Raw genomic sequence first — 16804 nt, forward strand, 5'->3', positions numbered from 1 at the left:
CAGCGTCAACGGGAAATTGCGACTTAGGCGACTAACAGGCTAATGTCACTCACGAAGCCAGGCGCGGGCGGCCTCCAGGTCCCTGAACACTTTGGATATCATCGCGCCGGGCTTCAGGCTTTCATAGTGGGCTGAGTAGGCCTCAACGATCTTTGCCATCTTCCTGTTGTCTGTGACCACAGCAAGCCGCATTCTGGGCCCTCCCTGATAGGCCATGATGTCCATCTCCGCGATGGTGCTCAGCAGATAGCTATCGGCATAGAAATGGTCGGCATCCAGCGCGTCAATAAGCATGCGGCTGATTTTCCGGTGACGCGGATCGCCTGTGATGGCCTTGTTGATAGCCACCATCTGGTTCGGGAAATCCCCGTCCACATGCACTTCAACGCTGTCTTCCGTCCATGTCAGCTTGATGGTCACAAACGCCCTCGTTTTCCAAGGATCATAGCCCTCACAGCTACCCGTGAAAAGACAAACTGTGGCTACCGCGCCTTTGTCGTCAGCATCTTGAGCGCGGCATCCAGCGCGCTGTCCCGCCCGGCGGCAAGGTCTTCATCCGTGAACACTGGCACACGAATGTGTGGCGGAATGCCCGACCGGTCATAGCTCACGCCGCCTGCGTCCAGATACCGCTCATTCGGCAGGGCAAACAGCCAGCCGTTCGGCAAAATGCGCGGCAGCATGTCCGCAAAGGCGCCGCGGGTGTTGTCGCCAATGCGGGTCGCTTCAGGCGTCCGGGCCATCAGTGCCATCAGGAAGGTTTCGGCGGCACTGATGCTGTCTGGGCCCGTCAGCACCACAACCGGCCCCCAGAAGCTCTCGCGGTCGCTGGGCTGTACCCAGGTGGCCGCCTCGTCCGTCCAGCCGGTGTCGCCCTCGACACCCAAGTAGGCCTGCTTGGTGTAGGCGACATACTCCTCTTCAACCAAGCGCTTCGCCAGCGCAATGGCCAGCGCGTCAGACCCGCCTACGTTGTCGCGCAGGTCGATCACCAGCCCGGCCAGGCCGTGGATGGGGTCAAAAAAGTCGTCCAGCGCACGCTCGAAGGCGGCCAAGTTGGCATCCGGTGTGCCCGCTGCGCTGAAATCGGAAAAACCGTGTATGCGAAGGTATCCGATGCCCCGCGCCAGCTCCGCATAGCCCAGCATGCCCCTGCCGTATGGTGCAAGCGGACTCCTCAGGTACCGGTTGTCGACAATCTCAAACCCGCGGGCGCGGTCTTCCTCCGGCACAGACCGGGATGCCCCTTCCGCGCCGAAATACATGGCATCAAGCGAAGGGGCCACAAGCGCGGTATGGGCATCCTCAAGGGGCGCCATCAGCCCTGTGAGATAGTCGAAAAGCTGCTGGTCGGTTGCGATATCGCCTGTATCCGGCACCTGCCAGCCACTTTGCCCTTCAGAAAAGAAGGGATAGTGCGCTTTGAAGGTCTCCATGAACACCGCCACGGTGTCTCCCGGCGCGGCAGGCGCATCAGCCGTGCACAGCTCTGGCAATTTAGTCAGCCTTGTGGCGGTCATAAAGGTGTTGGTGTCGGTCCGATGGAACCGTTTGCTCGCATCCGGTCCGGGCCAGACTTCCATGTCGGCGTCGATAAAGCCGGGAAGGGAAACCGGAAAACGGGCCTCGACCTCATCATCGTTCAACACCTCAAGAGCGCCTGGCACCAGGCCACTTCGCAGGCAGCTAATGGGCGTTGTTTCATAAATGGTGACGTCAGCGCCGTTCACATCAAACAGATAGCCATAGCCTTCCGTTTGCCATACGCCGTCTAGATCAGCCGCTGTTGCAGCTGCTGAGCACAAGATCACCATCATCAGAAACGGAATAAGAAACGCGGAACGCGACATAACAACTCCCAAAAAAATCGGAGCCATCTTAGCCAAATAAGCGTGGTTTCAAAGTGCTGTTTGAAAGAAAAAGTGCAAACTTGGAGGATGCTTGATCCTCAGGAAACCGGCACATTCCGGCGTCGGCGTGCAATCAACCGCAACCCGCCCCAGACAATGAACAGGCAATTGATCAACATAAGTGGCACCGCCACAAGTGCGCCAACCGCCACGCCCTGCCACAGACTGTCGATCTGCCGCCTATGCTCTAGCAAGTTGGCTTGAAATGTTGGCAGCAACCGCCCGCGGATGGCTTCAAAAGCCTCAACCGCCGGACCATCATCCACCTTCACCAGCTCATCAAGTTCATGGGCAGACAAGCCACGCCAACCCACTTCCTTTGCTCGCTCGAAATTCTTGCGATAAGCATCAACTGTCTGCTCGATCACCAGAACATCCTCGCGGTCCTCGGCCGACATGGAAAACTCCAGCATGGCCTCAATCGCCTGGTCAAGCTTCGCCAGGGACGCAGCCGTACGCTGTTCATAGACATCCGTACGCCGAAGCACATAGTTTTTGAAATTATGGATAAATTCGCCATAGCCGATGGTGCGCTCAATTTGCGCCAAATGGGCCGCACGTTCGATGGTTGCCTGCGATGACCGGGTCCAGGCGATATTCAACATCCCCATGTCACGGTACAGCGTCCAGTACCAATGGACCATTGCACCGTTCGCCACCAGAAGCAGTATCACGACTATCGCCGTACGGAGCCGGCTCGTCTCTGCAGAATTGGTCAAGTCTTTCTCCGCTGGCAATAAGGCCATCCCACCTGAAGGCGTTAAATATCTATATGAGACATATATTTAACGCCACCCTAAAAAGTAGATAAAACCTGATTTTAGTCTTGGCAGCTGCTATGGCGCAGCATTGACCTGCTTTTCAGCCAGTTCGCTTCTGATTGCCAGCACGGCAGAAATAATCTTTCCTGGCCTCTCCAGCGTGAAATTGTGGCTGGCGCCCTCGAGTGTTTCAATCCGGCCGTTGGTGGATATCCGGGCCAGTTCCTGCTGCATTTCGGCCCAGACAGCTTCTTGCCTCAAGTCGAGCGGCAAGCCGTCTGTGACATTGGTATCGCGTGACAATACAACAAGCGGCATGTCACCCAAGGTACCCGCGGAGACCGGGCTAAAGTCCCGCTCCAACACGTCCCTGAGCTCCGCGTTCACAGCCAGATGATACTCGGTGTGGACATAGAGCTCCATCAACTGATCGAATTCCTGGTCTGAGAGATAGTCGACGCCTTCTTTTGTTATCCAGAAGTCCGCAAGGAAGCGATAATATCCAACTGCTGCCCCAAAGCCCGCGATCAAATCAGGCTTGCCCGTGGGGAAGCTGTCGTCCTTTGGGAAGCGGCTGTAGCTCTGCTCATGGCTACTATCCAAAAGCACTAACCCAGCAACATGTTCCGGCGACTTGAGAGCATATTGGCGCACCAGCAGGCCGCCATAGGAATGCCCGACCAGGATAACCGGCTTGCCACCACCCGCCGCATCCACAATGCGCGCCAAGTCCGCAACGGCTATATCAAGGTCCAGCTCTCCGTCAAATGGGTCGCTCCAGCCGTATCCGGCACGGTCATAAAGGCAGGTTCTGGTTTCCTTCGAAAGGGGAACGGCAATATCGGGCCAGGCATAATAGGATATCGCCGACAGCCCAGACACCAGCACAACAGTAGGGCCATCACCATTGCCCCGGCACAGCATATGCAGACGCCTGTCGCCCACATCCACCATTTCACCCGGCGCGGGGTACTTTTCCGCGCTCCTGACAGTGGCGATCTGGTGATACAGGGCCCATACCCCAACAAGGAGCACCACCACCCCAACGAACCTTATCCCGTACTTCTTTATTTGCTGCATTGCTGGCTCCCCCATCCGGTACGCTTCGCGCTGGCAATTCCCCCAGAAACTCTGTATAAGCCGCCAAAATTATGACGCTATACAAGTTATTGCAGGATACACACTAAACCATGACCACGCATACTTCAAAAGTCGGTTTTGTGTCCCTTGGCTGCCCCAAGGCGCTGGTGGACAGCGAGCGGATTCTTACCAAGCTTCGCTCCGAAGGCTATGAGATCGCGACCGAATATGAAGGCGCCGATGTTGTGGTGGTCAACACCTGCGGCTTTATCGACAGCGCCAAGGAAGAAAGCTTCAGTGCCATCAAGGAAGCCATGAACGAGAATGGCAAGGTGATTGTGACCGGCTGCCTGGGCGTGGATGAAGGTGCTGTCAGGGAAGTGGTGCCAGGCGTGCTGGCCGTCACCGGCCCACACCAGTATGAGCAGGTGGTGGGTGAAGTGCACAAGGCTGCGCCCCAACCACATGACCCCTACACCCATCTGGTGCCTGAAAGCGGCCTCCGCCTCACGCCGCGGCACTATAGCTACCTGAAGATTTCAGAGGGCTGCAACCACCGCTGTAAATTCTGCATCATCCCGTCCTTGCGCGGTGACCTGGCGTCCCGTCCGATCCGTGCGGTGCTCCGCGAAGCCGAAAAGCTGGTTGAAGCCGGCACGCAGGAACTGCTGGTGATCAGCCAGGACACCAGCGCATACGGCCTTGACCTCAAGCACCAGACCGAGATGTGGAAAGACCGCGAGGTACGCGCCCACATGACAGACCTGGCGCGCGAGCTTGGCAACCTGGATGCCTGGGTGCGCCTGCATTATGTTTACCCTTACCCGCATGTGGATGACGTGATCCCGCTGATGGCAGAAGGCAAGATCCTGCCCTATCTGGATATCCCGTTCCAGCATGCGAACCGCGACGTCTTGCGCGCCATGCGCCGCCCGGCCAATGAAGCCAAGGTTCTGGAGCGCATTCAGAACTGGCGTAAGATTGTTCCGGAAATCGTCATCCGGTCCACCTTCATTGTCGGCTTCCCCGGCGAGACGGAGGAACAGTTCCAGTATCTTCTGGACTGGATGCAGGAAGCCAGGCTCGACCGCGTCGGCTGCTTCAAGTATGAGCCGGTGGAGGGTGCTGCTGCAAACGCGCTGCCAAACCCCGTGCCCGAGGAAGTAAAGCAGGAACGCTGGGAGCGCTTCATGGAAGTGCAGGCGAAAATCTCTGCTGAAAAGCTGAAGAACCGGGTCGGCATGGAAATGGCTGTGCTGATTGATGAGGTCTCGGACGAAGGTGCCGTGGGCCGCACATACGCCGACGCGCCAGAGATCGATGGCCAGGTACACCTTGAAGGTGCGACCGAGCTTTCACCGGGCGACATGGTCATGGCGCACATTGACGCCAGCGACGACTATGACCTTCATGGCCATGTGGTGGCCGACGAAGACGAGGACGACGACTGGGACTGGTAAGCCAGCCCCTCACGTCTAGCGCGGCGCTGTCATTTCGCCTGCACGCAGAAGCGCATCATAGGCCTGGCGAATTTTGGCGCGCACGCCCGCTGGCACTTGCCGCCCCGCCGCCAAATAGAAGCCGCCCTCATAAGGCACCCGCATGGCGTCCCGGAAAAAGGCGGCTGACAGGCCAGCCTGCTTCAACTGGGCCTGATGACCCTCCCGATCGTTGAAATAAACGTCAGCACGCCCGGCCAGCACCATCTGCAGGTCTAGAATTCCCTGGTTCGGCAACCGCGTGATCTTGTCTGCCGGCACACCCATCCAGGCCAAAATCTCGCAGCTGATATTGGCGGTAACGCAAGCCGTACGCAAATCCCCTGCTTTCAATGCTTCAAGCGTAACTTCACGGCTGTCTTCAGCGCGGGTGAACAGGTGGTATTCAGACCGCATGAGCGGCATCAACCAGTCATAGAAGCGGTCCCGCTCAGGCGTGCGGGCAAGCGTGAAGATCAGGGCATTGTTATCTGATTTCGACAGCTGAACAGCGCGCGACCAGGGTACCAGCCTGATCTGATAATCAAGTCCTGTCCGGTCAAGAACCTTGCGCACCCTTTCCGTAGACGTGCCTGTAACTTCACCGTCATGGCCACGATAGTTATAGGGTGGGAAATCTTCGGTGTAGACGACAAGGCCTGTCGCGCGCGCCAAGGGCGCCAGCAACAGCAAACCAACCACGAACCAAATTGCGAGAGAAAGAAATCTGAACACGCTATACTACTACCAAATCACTCAACTATTCGACCGTCTCCCAAACGCATCAAGAGCCTATATCAGCCCGTTTCAACAATTGGTTAACAGTCGGCCTAAGGGCTTCAGGAATCAAACTCAGCTGGCGCCGCTTCTTCGGCCTCAGGCAACATATACCCCCGCGCCTCAAGCGGCAGCCCCATGATATCCACCATGCGTTTATTTACCTGGCGAAGGAACGGAAACAATAGGGCCTCGGTCTGTTCGCTCAGGCTATAGTCAAGCGACACATCAGGCTCATGCTTCACCGCCTCCTTGGCGGCGCCGACAAGCGCCATGATACTGCCGACACGGACTTCTTCGGCCTGCAGCAGGTCGTCAAAAATTGGGCGATTTGCCTCCAGCGTCGTCATGTCATCGGCGCCAAAAATCAGGCTTCGGTCACCGCTCAGGTCGATACCCTGCCGCAGATACAGGCGCTGGAAATGATAGGCTTCGGCATCAGACAATTCATTTTCGACGTCGGTCAGTTCCGCATCGATCTCGATACCATGGCGCTCCAGAACGTCGTGAAGCGCCCGCGGGTTTGCCGCCAGATCTTCATAAAGCACGATTTCAAGTTTGTGGAAATGAGCCGCTGCCACGCCGGCCAGCGACACATGATCCAGGCATGACATCAGCCCCTTGCTGCCACGCAGCAGGTGATATTTGACGAAATTGTCGAAGCTGGCGCGCAGCCCGTCATGGACCAAAGCGTGCTTATAGGAGGCACGCAGAAAATCAAGCTGCTCACGAATTACAAGGACAACAACCGTGTCCTCGGGCATCACAGCCTTGAGGCGCACCATGTGGCTGTCGTAGCCGTCGCCCGACTGGCTGACGATATTGTCGTCACTGACAATCAGGACGTCGGCGCCGTTTTCCTCGGCGCTTTCAAGCCCGAGCCGGAAAACGGTAGCCACCAGGTCCGAATTATAATGGTAACTCGGGATTTGCAGCAGTTCGGTCTCAAGGGCGAATTGCACTTGGCTGGGGACATGGCTTGTTGGCCCCTTGCCCAGATAGAAATTATTGCTCTCATCTGCAAGGAACATGTCCCGAATGGCGGACGCCCGCGCTGTGGGCATCCCAATATGCAGCAAACCTTTCATGCCGGTCCCCTTTTTATCCGCTGAAAGGTTTTTATTGCACGGAAACCAATGGAAGCCAATGACCTTGGAAAATGAAAGGGGTGGCTTAGTACCCGCCTCCTGAGGACGGCTCGCTACTTACCAACTGATACTCGCCCGACGCCTTCAGCTTTTCGTAGGACGCCTTGATGCGGGTGCGCACGTCCGCTGGCACATTCAGGCCCGACGCCAGATAAAAGCCCGCGCGACTATCAAGCCGCATGACAGGTTTGGTCAGGTTCGTCGCGTAGCCTTCCGCTTTGCGGAGCCGCCGGTTCGCTGCGAAATCGCTGATATAGAGGTCAGCCCTGCCAGCCAGCACCATGCGGAAGTCGCCTGTGCCCATCTTTGCGATGGGGGTAATCTTGCCAACCGGCACACCCGCCCAGACAAGAAGCTCACACGACAGGTCCCCCGACACACAGGTGGCCGTAAACATGCCGGCTTCCAGATTCTCCCGGGTGACCGCACGGGTCTCGTCTGCCCGCGCATAGATATGGAAATTTGATTCCGCCAGCAGGACCAGCCAGTCAAAACCATATTCGCGGCGCGGCGTGCGGGTAATGGTGTAAATCAGCGCATCGGGCCTTGTTCGCACATAATTCATCGCCCGCGCCCAGGGAACGACCTTGATTTCATAGGTCAGCCCGGCAGCGTCCAGCACTTGCCGCACACGTTCTGTTGCCAGTCCGCCAACCGTCCCATCGGGCTTTGCATAATTGAAGGGGGGATAGTCTTCGGTATAGACGGTAAGGGTCTGCTCACCGGCAGAAGGCTCTGTTGCCCAAGCCGATGCTGGCGCAACCCAAAGCCCACCCAGAAGCAAGAACTTCAACAGCCAGAACTTGAATCCACGATGCATACCCACTCCGCCCAATACGGTTGTCAATACGCCCTACATAAACCGCCTCGCAATTAATCGTAGTCATTAGCCATCAATAATTGGTTAACAGCAGGGCCTATGAAGCCACCGCCTCAGCGGTCTATGACGCCTTCATGGCATCCATGGTGGGGCGAGTATGATGCTATGCCGTCACGCGCCTATTCAGGCAGGCTGTCAAGGTCGGCAGCGTCCAGCGTCATGGCAATGCCCGCCGCCTGCAGCCGGGCCTGTGCTGCAAGGACAGCGGCGCGCAGTTCAGGCTTCAAGCCAAGCCCCGACGCCAGGAACAGGTCCCCGCCCGCGTCCAGCGTCTTTACTGCCTTGAGGCTATCTGCCGGCACGCCAAGGGCCTTCAGCCGGTACAGATTGTGGATTTTCTCTGCCACATAAAGGTCAGCCCGCCCTGCCAGCACCAGCGTCACATCGGGCCGGTTCACTTCCGCGATCCGGTAGATGTATTGCTCAGGTACATTCAGCCCTTTTACCAGCAGGCATGAGATATCATCCACTAGGCAGGCAATGCGGTAGCCTGCTTTGTTCCAATTTATTTCGCTATCGAAACGATTATCTTCTTGCCTGGCATAAAGCTGAAATTTGATGCTGCCCAGCTGCACCAGCCATTCAAACAGGTCTTCCCGTCCCTCTGACCGGGCGATCGTGAAAATAAGCGCATTGTCTTCTTCAAGCGTAGCGCGGTAAGCACGGGTCCAGGGAACCAGCACGATACGGTACGTCAGCCCTGTCTCGTCCATCAGGCGGCGCACAAGGCGGGTGGACAGGCCATCCAGCTGTCCATCCTTGGTCAGATAACTATAGGGTGGGTAGCTTTCAGTATAGATAACAATGTCGGAAGCTGGAGGGTGGGCATGCACTGGCGCACCCAGCAGACCGTTGGCGCAAAATGTAGCCAGAACCAACGCCCGGCATCCGGCACTCGCATGTGCCAGCACTCGAAAAAACCTGCGCAACAAGGTTCAGTGGTCCTTTCACTCTGTGCCTCGCCGACGCTCAGCCTGGCAGGCAACCCCAACCTTTTGAAAGGCTGCCCCAGCATACCGACCACTGATTAATTAAATCATAACAGGGGAAAGCGCCTCAGGCCCCAAGCTGGTATGGGCCGCCGCGCTCCAGCGCGTGACCATAGGCCGGACGCGCCTGCATGCGTTCCAGATAAGCCTTCAGGTTCGGGAAGGCACCAATGGCCCCGCTGACAGCCGCCACTTCAAGCACGAACACCAGCATGATGTCCGCCCCTGTCAGTTGGTCCCTCACAAAGAAATCCCGGTCGCCCAGCCGATCCGACATATAGGACAGGTGGTTAGCAATCTCGCTCTGGATGCGCGGTCCAAGCGGTGCTGCCGCGTCCCCAAGCCGCCCGGTGTAGAGCGCCAGCATGAAAGGCAACATGGCAGAGCCTTCGGCAAAATGCAGCCATTCCATATAAGCATTATAGCCTTGCGCACCCGCCCCGGGGCCGAACTCCCCACCGCCATAGGTGCGGACCAGATAGTCCACAATCGCGCCGGATTCCGCGATCTTCAGGTCACCGTCTTCCAGCACCGGGCTTTTGCCAAGCGGGTGAACCTGCTTCAGGCTGTCGGGCGCAAGGCGGGTTTCCTTATCCCGCTGATAAGGCACAATCTCATACTCAAGGCCCATTTCCTCCAGTATCCAGAGGATACGCTGAGACCGCGAATTGTTGAGATGATGCACCCTGATCATGAGCTCTGCTCCCTCCTGCATTTTTCCTTATTTCAAGAAATAGGGCCTTTTGCTCCGCTGCCCAACCATATCTTGAGGGTCGCATTATTCATTTGGGCCTTCCCGCAATTATGGTATTTTACCCCTCCCCGGACGACCGGGCCGGCATAATGCCACCAATGCGCTTTACAGGAAGGCCCACGCGCCAATGAGTGCCCAAATCGAAGACTATTATTCGCCAGAGACGTTCAACCGCATCAAAGCCCTTGCCGACACACATGAGACCCCGTTTCTTGTGGTGGATACCGGCATGGTTGATGAGGCCTATGATGACCTCAGCCAAAAGTTTCCCACCGCAAAAATCTATTATGCGGTGAAGGCGAACCCAGCGCCCGAGATTATCGGCCTGTTGAAGGACAAAGGGTCAAATTTTGATATCGCCTCCATCTATGAGCTGGACCGCGTGCTTGAAGCCGGCGTATCCCCTGACCGCCTGAGCTATGGCAACACCATAAAAAAGGCGAAGGACATCCGCTATTTCTATGAACGCGGGGTACGCCTGTTCGCGACAGATTCAGAAGCAGACCTGAGGAATATCGCCAAAGCCGCTCCGGGCGCCAAGGTCTATGCCCGCGTGCTGACAGAAGGCACCCACACCGCCGATTGGCCCCTGAGCCGCAAGTTCGGTTGCCAGAACGATATGGCGATCGACCTGATGATCCTGGCGCGCGACCTGGGGCTGGAGCCTTATGGCATTTCCTTCCATGTTGGGTCCCAGCAGCGCGACATCGGCGCGTGGGATGCGGCCATCGCGAAAGTGTCCAATATATTCGAGCGCCTCAAACTTGAGGACGGCATTGAGCTGAAGATGATCAACATGGGCGGCGGCTTCCCCGGTGCCTACACCATGCGCGCCCATGAGCTTGAAACCTATGCCCAGGAAATCACCCGCTTCCTTCAGGAAGATTTCGGCGACGACATGCCTGAAATTATCCTGGAACCGGGCCGGTCTATGGTGGCCAACGCCGGTGTCTTGGTGAGCGAAGTGGTGCTGATCTCACGTAAGGCCCGCACGTCCCTGCACCGCTGGGTGTTCACGGACGTGGGCAAGTTTTCCGGCCTTATTGAAACCATGGACGAAGCCATCAAATACCCGATCTACACCGAAAAACAGGGCGAAATGGAAGAGGCGATCATCGCCGGCCCAACCTGCGACAGCGCCGACATCATGTATGAAGACGCGAAGGTGCCCCTGCCGCTTAATCTCGCGATCGGGGATCGGCTTTACTGGTTCTCAACCGGCGCCTACACCACGAGCTATAGCGCCATTGAGTTCAACGGCTTCCCGCCGCTGAAAGCCTATTATATCTAAGGCCTATTACATCTAGCTGGTTTTCGGGGTGGCCTGGGCCGCCCCGACCGCAACCCTTGGCGTAGCTTGCCGCCGCAACAGCCATTCCGCAAACAGCAGGTTCGGCACCCAGGAGATATAGGCAATCGCCGGATAGGCGACCTCGAACGACAGACCCATCATGCCAAGCGCCAGGAACAGGTAGATCCTGAGCGTTACGGCCCCGAAGGTCAGCGAAAAGGACCGCATCATCCAGACCTGATGGTCAGCGAACTGCCGCCCTCGGGCCCGCAAGTATCCGAAACCCGTGGTGATGATCCATGCAATACCGAGCAACAGGAACCCCAATTGCGCCACAGGGCCATTATCACTGCCAATCGCCAGCCAGATACCGCCAACGGCCGACAGCATGCAGGCCAGCACGTAGGTACGCCCGACCCAGCGGTGCAGCGCAGGCAATCGCGTGCGCAGCCGGGCAAAGAACTGTAAGCCGCCGATCGCCAAAGCGAGCGGCCCAAAGCCGAAATGCAGATACATGCCAACTGGCCGTTCAGCCAGATGGTGCGCCATGCCCGCGTTCTGGACCGGGCTATCCGGCCAGATAAGCGCCCAGCCATACAGGGCCACCAACACCGATAGAATTGTCATCAGCACAAGCATGCCAGTCTTCATGGTTTTCCCCTCGATCAGTCGCTCTATACCATTCATGCCATCACCTGTTATCCCCAGGGCACAAACGGTGCGGTACCGATACTACCGGCTTTAGTGTAAAAATACCGATAAAAATCAATCAGGCCTTGTCAAGCCACGCACAAGTTGCCAACACTTTATCCAGCTCCACATTACAGGCAGGCAATATCGGGGGCATCGATGAGGCAATCACAGCAGGCGATCACGCTTGTGGCAGGCAACGGGCTTTGGCGGCTTTTTGCCCTGGTCGTGCTTGCGTGCCTTATGGTGACGGCTTCCGCAGCAAGTGCCGCAGAACCACCGAATGGGCCCAACCTCCTGCCAACAGCCTGTCATTTCCGCACTGACACCCAGCCCAGTTTCGACAGCATGCTGCCAAGGTTGCCTGAAGCACAATGTGACAGCGCGCCCATGCCGGGCGAAGACGTTGTGTGGTTGTCGCTTGATGTAGCCAGCGTGACCCCGGAAGCGGGCACTGACTATGCCCTCCTGCTGTTCCGCGAGTGGACAGACAGGGCCATTGTCCAGATCCACTATGGCGACGGGCACATGATCAGCTATGACGTCGCAGACCCGGGCTTTGACGACTATTGGTCTGTCGGCAATTTCCTGCGTTTTGACGCGCCTGCGCGCACCGCGCCTGTGAGCCACGTTCTGGTTGGGCTTGAAAATACTGCGTCGATCAGAACTTTCCGGCAGATCAATTTCGTGGCCGCCCAGGACTGGGCAATGTCGGAAACTGACGGGCGGCTTCTGGCGGGGCTGATCATCGGCATCCTGATGGCTATGCTGTTCTACAACATCACCCTGGCGGCGGTGTTGCGGTTCGATTTTCATGTGCATTACTGCATTTTCGTGTTTGCCGTGGTTCTTTATAACTTCACTGCCTATGGGATGATGTCCCATTTCTTCCCCGGGGCCGTGGGGATCAGTGCGCAGATGAACCTCACGATCCTGACGCTGGGGCTGATCGGATTTTCCGGGCTGCAGTTCCTTGTCAGCTTCATTGAAAAAGGCATCCTGGGGGACCGTTGGCGCACGTCCGCCCACGTCCTGGCCTATGCCTTCATGGCCAGCGCCATTCTCTATGCCGCCACCCGCGGCTGGCACACAGACACCATCGACCTGATCTTCAACCTGATGTCCGGCCTTGGCGTGCTGTTCATCCTGGCAACACTGATCAAGTCGCTCATGGCGGGCAGCCGGGCCGCCATTTTCTATGCCGTGGGCTGGCTGCTTCCCATTGTCGGTGTGGCGCTTCGGGTCATGCGCGGGTTCGATGTCATCCCGCATTCTTCGCTGGTGGAATACAGCATGTCGATCGGAATGGCGCTTGAGACAATCGTGCTATCGATCGGTATCGCAGACCGGATCAGCACAATCCGGAAAGACCGGGACGAAGCCAAAGTGGCAGAAGAAAAAGCCCGGGCCGCGAGCCAGGCGAAATCCGATTTTCTGGCCCATATCAGCCATGAAATCCGCACGCCCATGAATGCTATCATCGGCATGACGGAACTTGTCGCCACCACCGAACTGACAGACAAACAGCGCGACTATGTCGGCAACATCCAGATTTCCGGCAATGTGCTGATGGCGCTCCTGAATGACATTCTCGACCTCTCGAAGATCGAAGCTGGCAAGGTGGACCTGGAGCATATCCCCTTCAGCCCCGCAGACATATTCAGGAATGTTCAGGCAATCGCCGCCCCGAAGGCGGAAGAAAAGGGCCTGACCTTCAGCCTTGAAGGCGTGGACGCCTTGCCTGACCAACTGGTGGGTGATCCAACACGGCTGAGCCAGATTCTAATCAACCTGTCGAACAATGCCGTCAAATTCACCGAAGAAGGCAGCGTAACCATCAGTGTTGCAGCGCGGGGCAAACGCGCAGACACACTGACCCTGACCTGCGACGTCAGGGATACCGGCATCGGCATGACGCCAGAGCAGCAGGGGAAGCTCTTCAAGGCCTTCAACCAGGCGGATGAGACTGTCACCCGCCGCTATGGCGGCACCGGCCTGGGCCTTGCCATCTGCAAGCAGCTCGTGGGCCTGATGGGCGGCAACATTGCGGTTGAAAGCACGCCGGGCAAGGGAAGCTGTTTCCGTTTCAGCCTACCGTTCACCAAGGTGCCAGAACAGGCAGAAAGCAAGGCAAAGGCTGCCCCGAATGCGATTGAGAAGGCGCACTATAAGGGCCGGCGCATTCTTGTGGCGGAAGACAATGAGATCAACCAGCTCTTGGCCCGGCGCGCGCTTGAGCCCACAGGGCTTGAGATCGATATCGCCTCGAACGGCACGGAGGCCTTGAAACTTGCTGACAAGCATGCCTATGACCTGATCTTCATGGACCTCAACATGCCGGATATGGACGGCATAACCGTCACCCGCACCATCCGGGAAAAGAATGGCGGCACAGTGGTGCCAATCATTGCCCTGACAGCCAGTGTCGCCGCCAAAGACATCGAAGCCTGCATCAGCGCAGGCATGAACGACCATGTCTCCAAGCCCTTCAAACCTGACGCGCTGCATCAGGCCCTGTCCCGCTGGCTGCCTGCCGCCAGCCAATAAACCTTTTGCCTGTTTGCCCAGCCGGACCGGGGTGCTAGAACCATCCTGACACTTTTTGTCAGCATGGTGATATAGGGTGGCTGCTATGAAGCGCGCAGACCGACTTTTTCAGATCGTGAGTTTCCTGCAGGGCCGCCGCATGGCGGTGACGGCGGAACGCATCGCGGACGAGTTTGATATCTCTGTCCGCACGGTTTACCGCGACATCCAGGATCTGATCACCACCGGCGTTCCCATCAATGGCGAGGCGGGCGTGGGCTATATGCTCGACAAAAGCTATTACCTGCCGCCCATGACCTTCGATGTGGAGGAACTTGAGGTGCTGATGCTGGGGGCCGCGATGGTTTCCAGCTGGACCGACCATGACATGAGCGTCTCCGCCCAGACGCTGATCAGGAAGGTCAGGAACGCGCTTTCGGAACGCGACCGCGAAACGTTTGAGGGCATCGCGCTGTTCGCCCCACCCTCACGCGCGCGCGTGCCCTGGAACATCAATTTCTCCGCCATCCGCCGGGCCGTCAGGAAGAAAGAAAAAATCCATCTGGACTATTCGGACGAACAAGACCGGTCGACAGAGCGCACCATCCGGCCGCTGTCTCTCGTGTTCATGGGTCCGATCTGGATGATGCTGGGCTGGTGTGAACTAAGGCGTGATTTCCGCAATTTCCGGCTGGACCGGATCAAGGAAGCCACCTTCACCGGCGAGTATTTTGAGGATACGCCAGAGACGTCGCTGCAAACATACCTCGATAGCCTTGGTTACTGCGACGGCCTTAGGCCCTAACTTCGTTTCCGCACCAAAAAGCAGGCGAAGGCCTGAGTGCTGCCCCATGGGGTGGTGTGTTCCTCGCGGTGTTCCTCCAGAAGCTCATAGCCATCTCCGAGCAACTCCATCAGGCGCGTGGCATCATATTGCCTGACCGGCAGGCCGCTGCATTTATCCGGCCCACCCAAGGCGAAGGTGGCGATGATGGCATGGCCACCCGGCTTCAGGTGGGCGTCAAGCACGGCTTTGTATCGGGCGCGCTCCTCCGTATCCGTCAGGAAATGCAGCACCGCCCTGTCGTGCCACAGATCCACTTCACGCCCTAGGTCAAGCTTCGTCACATCGTTTGTGATAAACCGAACATCCGCCGCCCCTGCGCCAAGGCGTTCGCGTGTGTGCGCCAGTGCGGCATCCGCCACATCAACCAGCGTCAGGTCGGTGAAACCGCGGTCTAGCAGACGGTCGGCGAGCACGGAAGCCCCCGCCCCTACATCCACAATCGCGGCATCAGACGGCAACTTGAGACCGTCAATGAGCTTAAGAGACAGGGCAGGGTCAGCCTGATACCAGGACACCGCATTCGGGTTCTTGGTTTCATAAACAGTCTGCCAATGATGTTCGCGTGTTGTCATGACTTACAAAAAGCAAAGCCCGGCCAAAAAGGCCAGGCTTTTATCTCGTTCCCACAGGTCCGGAGAAACGCTTATTTCACTTCCCAGGTTTGGCCCGCATACATCAGGTCCTTGAGCGTCGATTTGCCCTTGGCCGCCTTCACCTGCCCCAGCACCGCGTCAGTATAGCAGTGGTCAGCCTGTTTGGCGTAAAGCACACCCATGGCCACCGGCTCGCCCGGGTTCGCGCCCAGTTCGCCCAGCATCTGCGCCATGCGGCGGTTGGTCTCATCGTGGGTCAGGATATCATCTTCGGTGATGCCGTTCTCGCCAATCACCACCACTTCAAGGCTGAAGGTATCCAGGTTGAAGCGGATGCCTTTGTTGCCTTCCGCACCGAAGATCATCTTCTCGCCGTGCTCCAGCAGCAGCTGGCGATCAGGCGCGGCTTTCTTGTCCGTGATATCCGACCAGGCACTGTCGTTATAAACGATACAGTTCTGCAGGATTTCAACAAAGGACGCACCGCGGAATTCATGCGCGCGGGTGAACACGCCCGGCATATGCTTCTGCGCGGTATCGACCGTGCGGGCCACAAAATGCGCGCCCGAGCCCAGCGCGAAGCTGATCGGGTTAAGGGCCGGATCAACCGAGCCCTGCGGCGTGGACGGTGAGCGCGTGCCCACATCTGACGTTGGCGAATATTGCCCTTTCGTCAGGCCGTAAATCTTGTTGTTGAACAGAAGGATGTTCAGGTTCACATCACGGCGGAGTGCGTGCAGCAAGTGGTTGCCGCCGATCGACAGGCCGTCACCATCACCGGTGATCACCCACACGTCCAGGTCTGGGTTCGCGAGCTTGAGGCCCGTCGCAACCGCCGGCGCACGGCCGTGGATTGTGTGGAAGCCGTATGTGTTCATATAGTATGGGAAGCGGCTGGAGCAGCCGATGCCCGATACAAACACCGTGTTCTCACGCGTGACGCCCATTTCAGGCAGCGTGCGCTGCATGCATTTAAGGATCGCATAGTCACCACAGCCGGGGCACCAGCGCACTTCCTGGTCGCTGGTGAAATCCTTGATGGTGAGCTTCTCTTTAGGGGTGCTGAGGTCGTTCATGGCA

The 16804-nt window shown here is 57.7% G+C and carries 16 protein-coding genes; 4 read left to right on the forward strand and 12 right to left on the reverse strand.

The window, feature by feature from the left end; translation table 11 throughout:
* Window positions 1–45: 45 nt before the first annotated feature.
* The 4 genes from KORM41_RS06620 to KORM41_RS06635 form a co-directional block, all read right to left on the reverse strand.
* On the reverse strand, window positions 46–420 hold the full coding sequence (locus KORM41_RS06620) for an STAS/SEC14 domain-containing protein (protein WP_068146414.1): 375 nt from the start codon (window positions 418–420) through the stop codon (window positions 46–48).
* A 62-nt stretch (window positions 421–482) separates the two neighbouring features.
* On the reverse strand, window positions 483–1850 hold the full coding sequence (locus KORM41_RS06625) for a S41 family peptidase (RefSeq protein WP_068146417.1): 1368 nt from the start codon (window positions 1848–1850) through the stop codon (window positions 483–485).
* A 98-nt stretch (window positions 1851–1948) separates the two neighbouring features.
* Window positions 1949–2629, reverse strand: a complete 681-nt coding sequence (locus KORM41_RS06630) for a hypothetical protein (RefSeq protein WP_156431925.1) — start codon at window positions 2627–2629, stop codon at window positions 1949–1951.
* A gap of 117 nt (window positions 2630–2746) precedes the next feature.
* Window positions 2747–3751, reverse strand: a complete 1005-nt coding sequence (locus tag KORM41_RS06635) for an alpha/beta fold hydrolase (RefSeq protein ID WP_068146421.1) — start codon at window positions 3749–3751, stop codon at window positions 2747–2749.
* Window positions 3752–3861: 110 nt separating this feature from the next.
* Here KORM41_RS06635 and rimO point away from each other — a divergent pair, with 110 nt between their 5' ends.
* On the forward strand, window positions 3862–5211 hold the full coding sequence (rimO, locus tag KORM41_RS06640; protein ID WP_068146424.1) for a 30S ribosomal protein S12 methylthiotransferase RimO: 1350 nt from the start codon (window positions 3862–3864) through the stop codon (window positions 5209–5211).
* Window positions 5212–5226: 15 nt separating this feature from the next.
* Here rimO and KORM41_RS06645 read toward each other — a convergent pair whose 3' ends face one another.
* The 5 genes from KORM41_RS06645 to KORM41_RS06665 form a co-directional block, all read right to left on the reverse strand.
* Window positions 5227–5964: a substrate-binding periplasmic protein gene (locus KORM41_RS06645; protein ID WP_068146427.1), complete on the reverse strand. Its 738-nt coding sequence runs from the start codon at window positions 5962–5964 to the stop codon at window positions 5227–5229.
* A 104-nt stretch (window positions 5965–6068) separates the two neighbouring features.
* Entirely contained in the window at window positions 6069–7094 is a 1026-nt protein-coding gene (locus KORM41_RS06650; RefSeq protein WP_068146429.1) for a hypothetical protein, read from the reverse strand.
* An 85-nt stretch (window positions 7095–7179) separates the two neighbouring features.
* The gene (locus KORM41_RS06655; RefSeq protein WP_068146432.1) at window positions 7180–7974 is read right to left on the reverse strand and encodes a substrate-binding periplasmic protein; all 795 of its coding nucleotides are present in this window, start codon (window positions 7972–7974) and stop codon (window positions 7180–7182) included.
* A 179-nt stretch (window positions 7975–8153) separates the two neighbouring features.
* Window positions 8154–8867 (reverse strand): substrate-binding periplasmic protein, encoded by a 714-nt coding sequence (locus KORM41_RS06660; protein WP_231727176.1) that lies wholly within the window; start codon window positions 8865–8867, stop codon window positions 8154–8156.
* 223 nt (window positions 8868–9090) lie between these two features.
* Window positions 9091–9717 carry a glutathione S-transferase family protein gene (locus KORM41_RS06665; RefSeq protein WP_068146439.1) on the reverse strand — a complete coding sequence of 209 codons (627 nt, stop codon included), beginning with the start codon at window positions 9715–9717 and terminating at the stop codon, window positions 9091–9093.
* 187 nt (window positions 9718–9904) lie between these two features.
* Between KORM41_RS06665 and KORM41_RS06670 the strand changes: the two genes are divergently transcribed.
* Window positions 9905–11068, forward strand: coding sequence for a type III PLP-dependent enzyme (locus KORM41_RS06670; RefSeq protein WP_068146442.1), 1164 nt, complete (start codon window positions 9905–9907; stop codon window positions 11066–11068).
* Between the two features lie 12 nt (window positions 11069–11080).
* On the opposite strand, the gene KORM41_RS06675 is transcribed toward KORM41_RS06670, so the two are convergent.
* Window positions 11081–11719, reverse strand: coding sequence for a DUF2306 domain-containing protein (locus KORM41_RS06675; RefSeq protein ID WP_068146443.1), 639 nt, complete (start codon window positions 11717–11719; stop codon window positions 11081–11083).
* A 198-nt stretch (window positions 11720–11917) separates the two neighbouring features.
* Between KORM41_RS06675 and KORM41_RS06680 the strand changes: the two genes are divergently transcribed.
* Window positions 11918–14305 carry a hybrid sensor histidine kinase/response regulator gene (locus KORM41_RS06680; RefSeq protein WP_068146451.1) on the forward strand — a complete coding sequence of 796 codons (2388 nt, stop codon included), beginning with the start codon at window positions 11918–11920 and terminating at the stop codon, window positions 14303–14305.
* An 85-nt stretch (window positions 14306–14390) separates the two neighbouring features.
* The gene (locus tag KORM41_RS06685) at window positions 14391–15089 is read left to right on the forward strand and encodes a helix-turn-helix transcriptional regulator (protein WP_082719810.1); all 699 of its coding nucleotides are present in this window, start codon (window positions 14391–14393) and stop codon (window positions 15087–15089) included.
* Here the strand turns inward: KORM41_RS06685 and KORM41_RS06690 are convergent.
* Together KORM41_RS06690 and KORM41_RS06695 are read right to left on the reverse strand one after the other, a co-directional pair.
* The gene (locus KORM41_RS06690; protein ID WP_068146453.1) at window positions 15086–15703 is read right to left on the reverse strand and encodes a class I SAM-dependent methyltransferase; all 618 of its coding nucleotides are present in this window, start codon (window positions 15701–15703) and stop codon (window positions 15086–15088) included. The genes KORM41_RS06685 and KORM41_RS06690 overlap by 4 nt on opposite strands.
* Before the next feature lie 71 nt (window positions 15704–15774).
* On the reverse strand, window positions 15775–16800 hold the full coding sequence (locus KORM41_RS06695) for a 2-oxoacid:ferredoxin oxidoreductase subunit beta (RefSeq protein ID WP_068146454.1): 1026 nt from the start codon (window positions 16798–16800) through the stop codon (window positions 15775–15777).
* Between the last annotated feature and the right edge of the window lie 4 nt (window positions 16801–16804).

Source organism: Kordiimonas lipolytica, assembly GCF_001550065.1.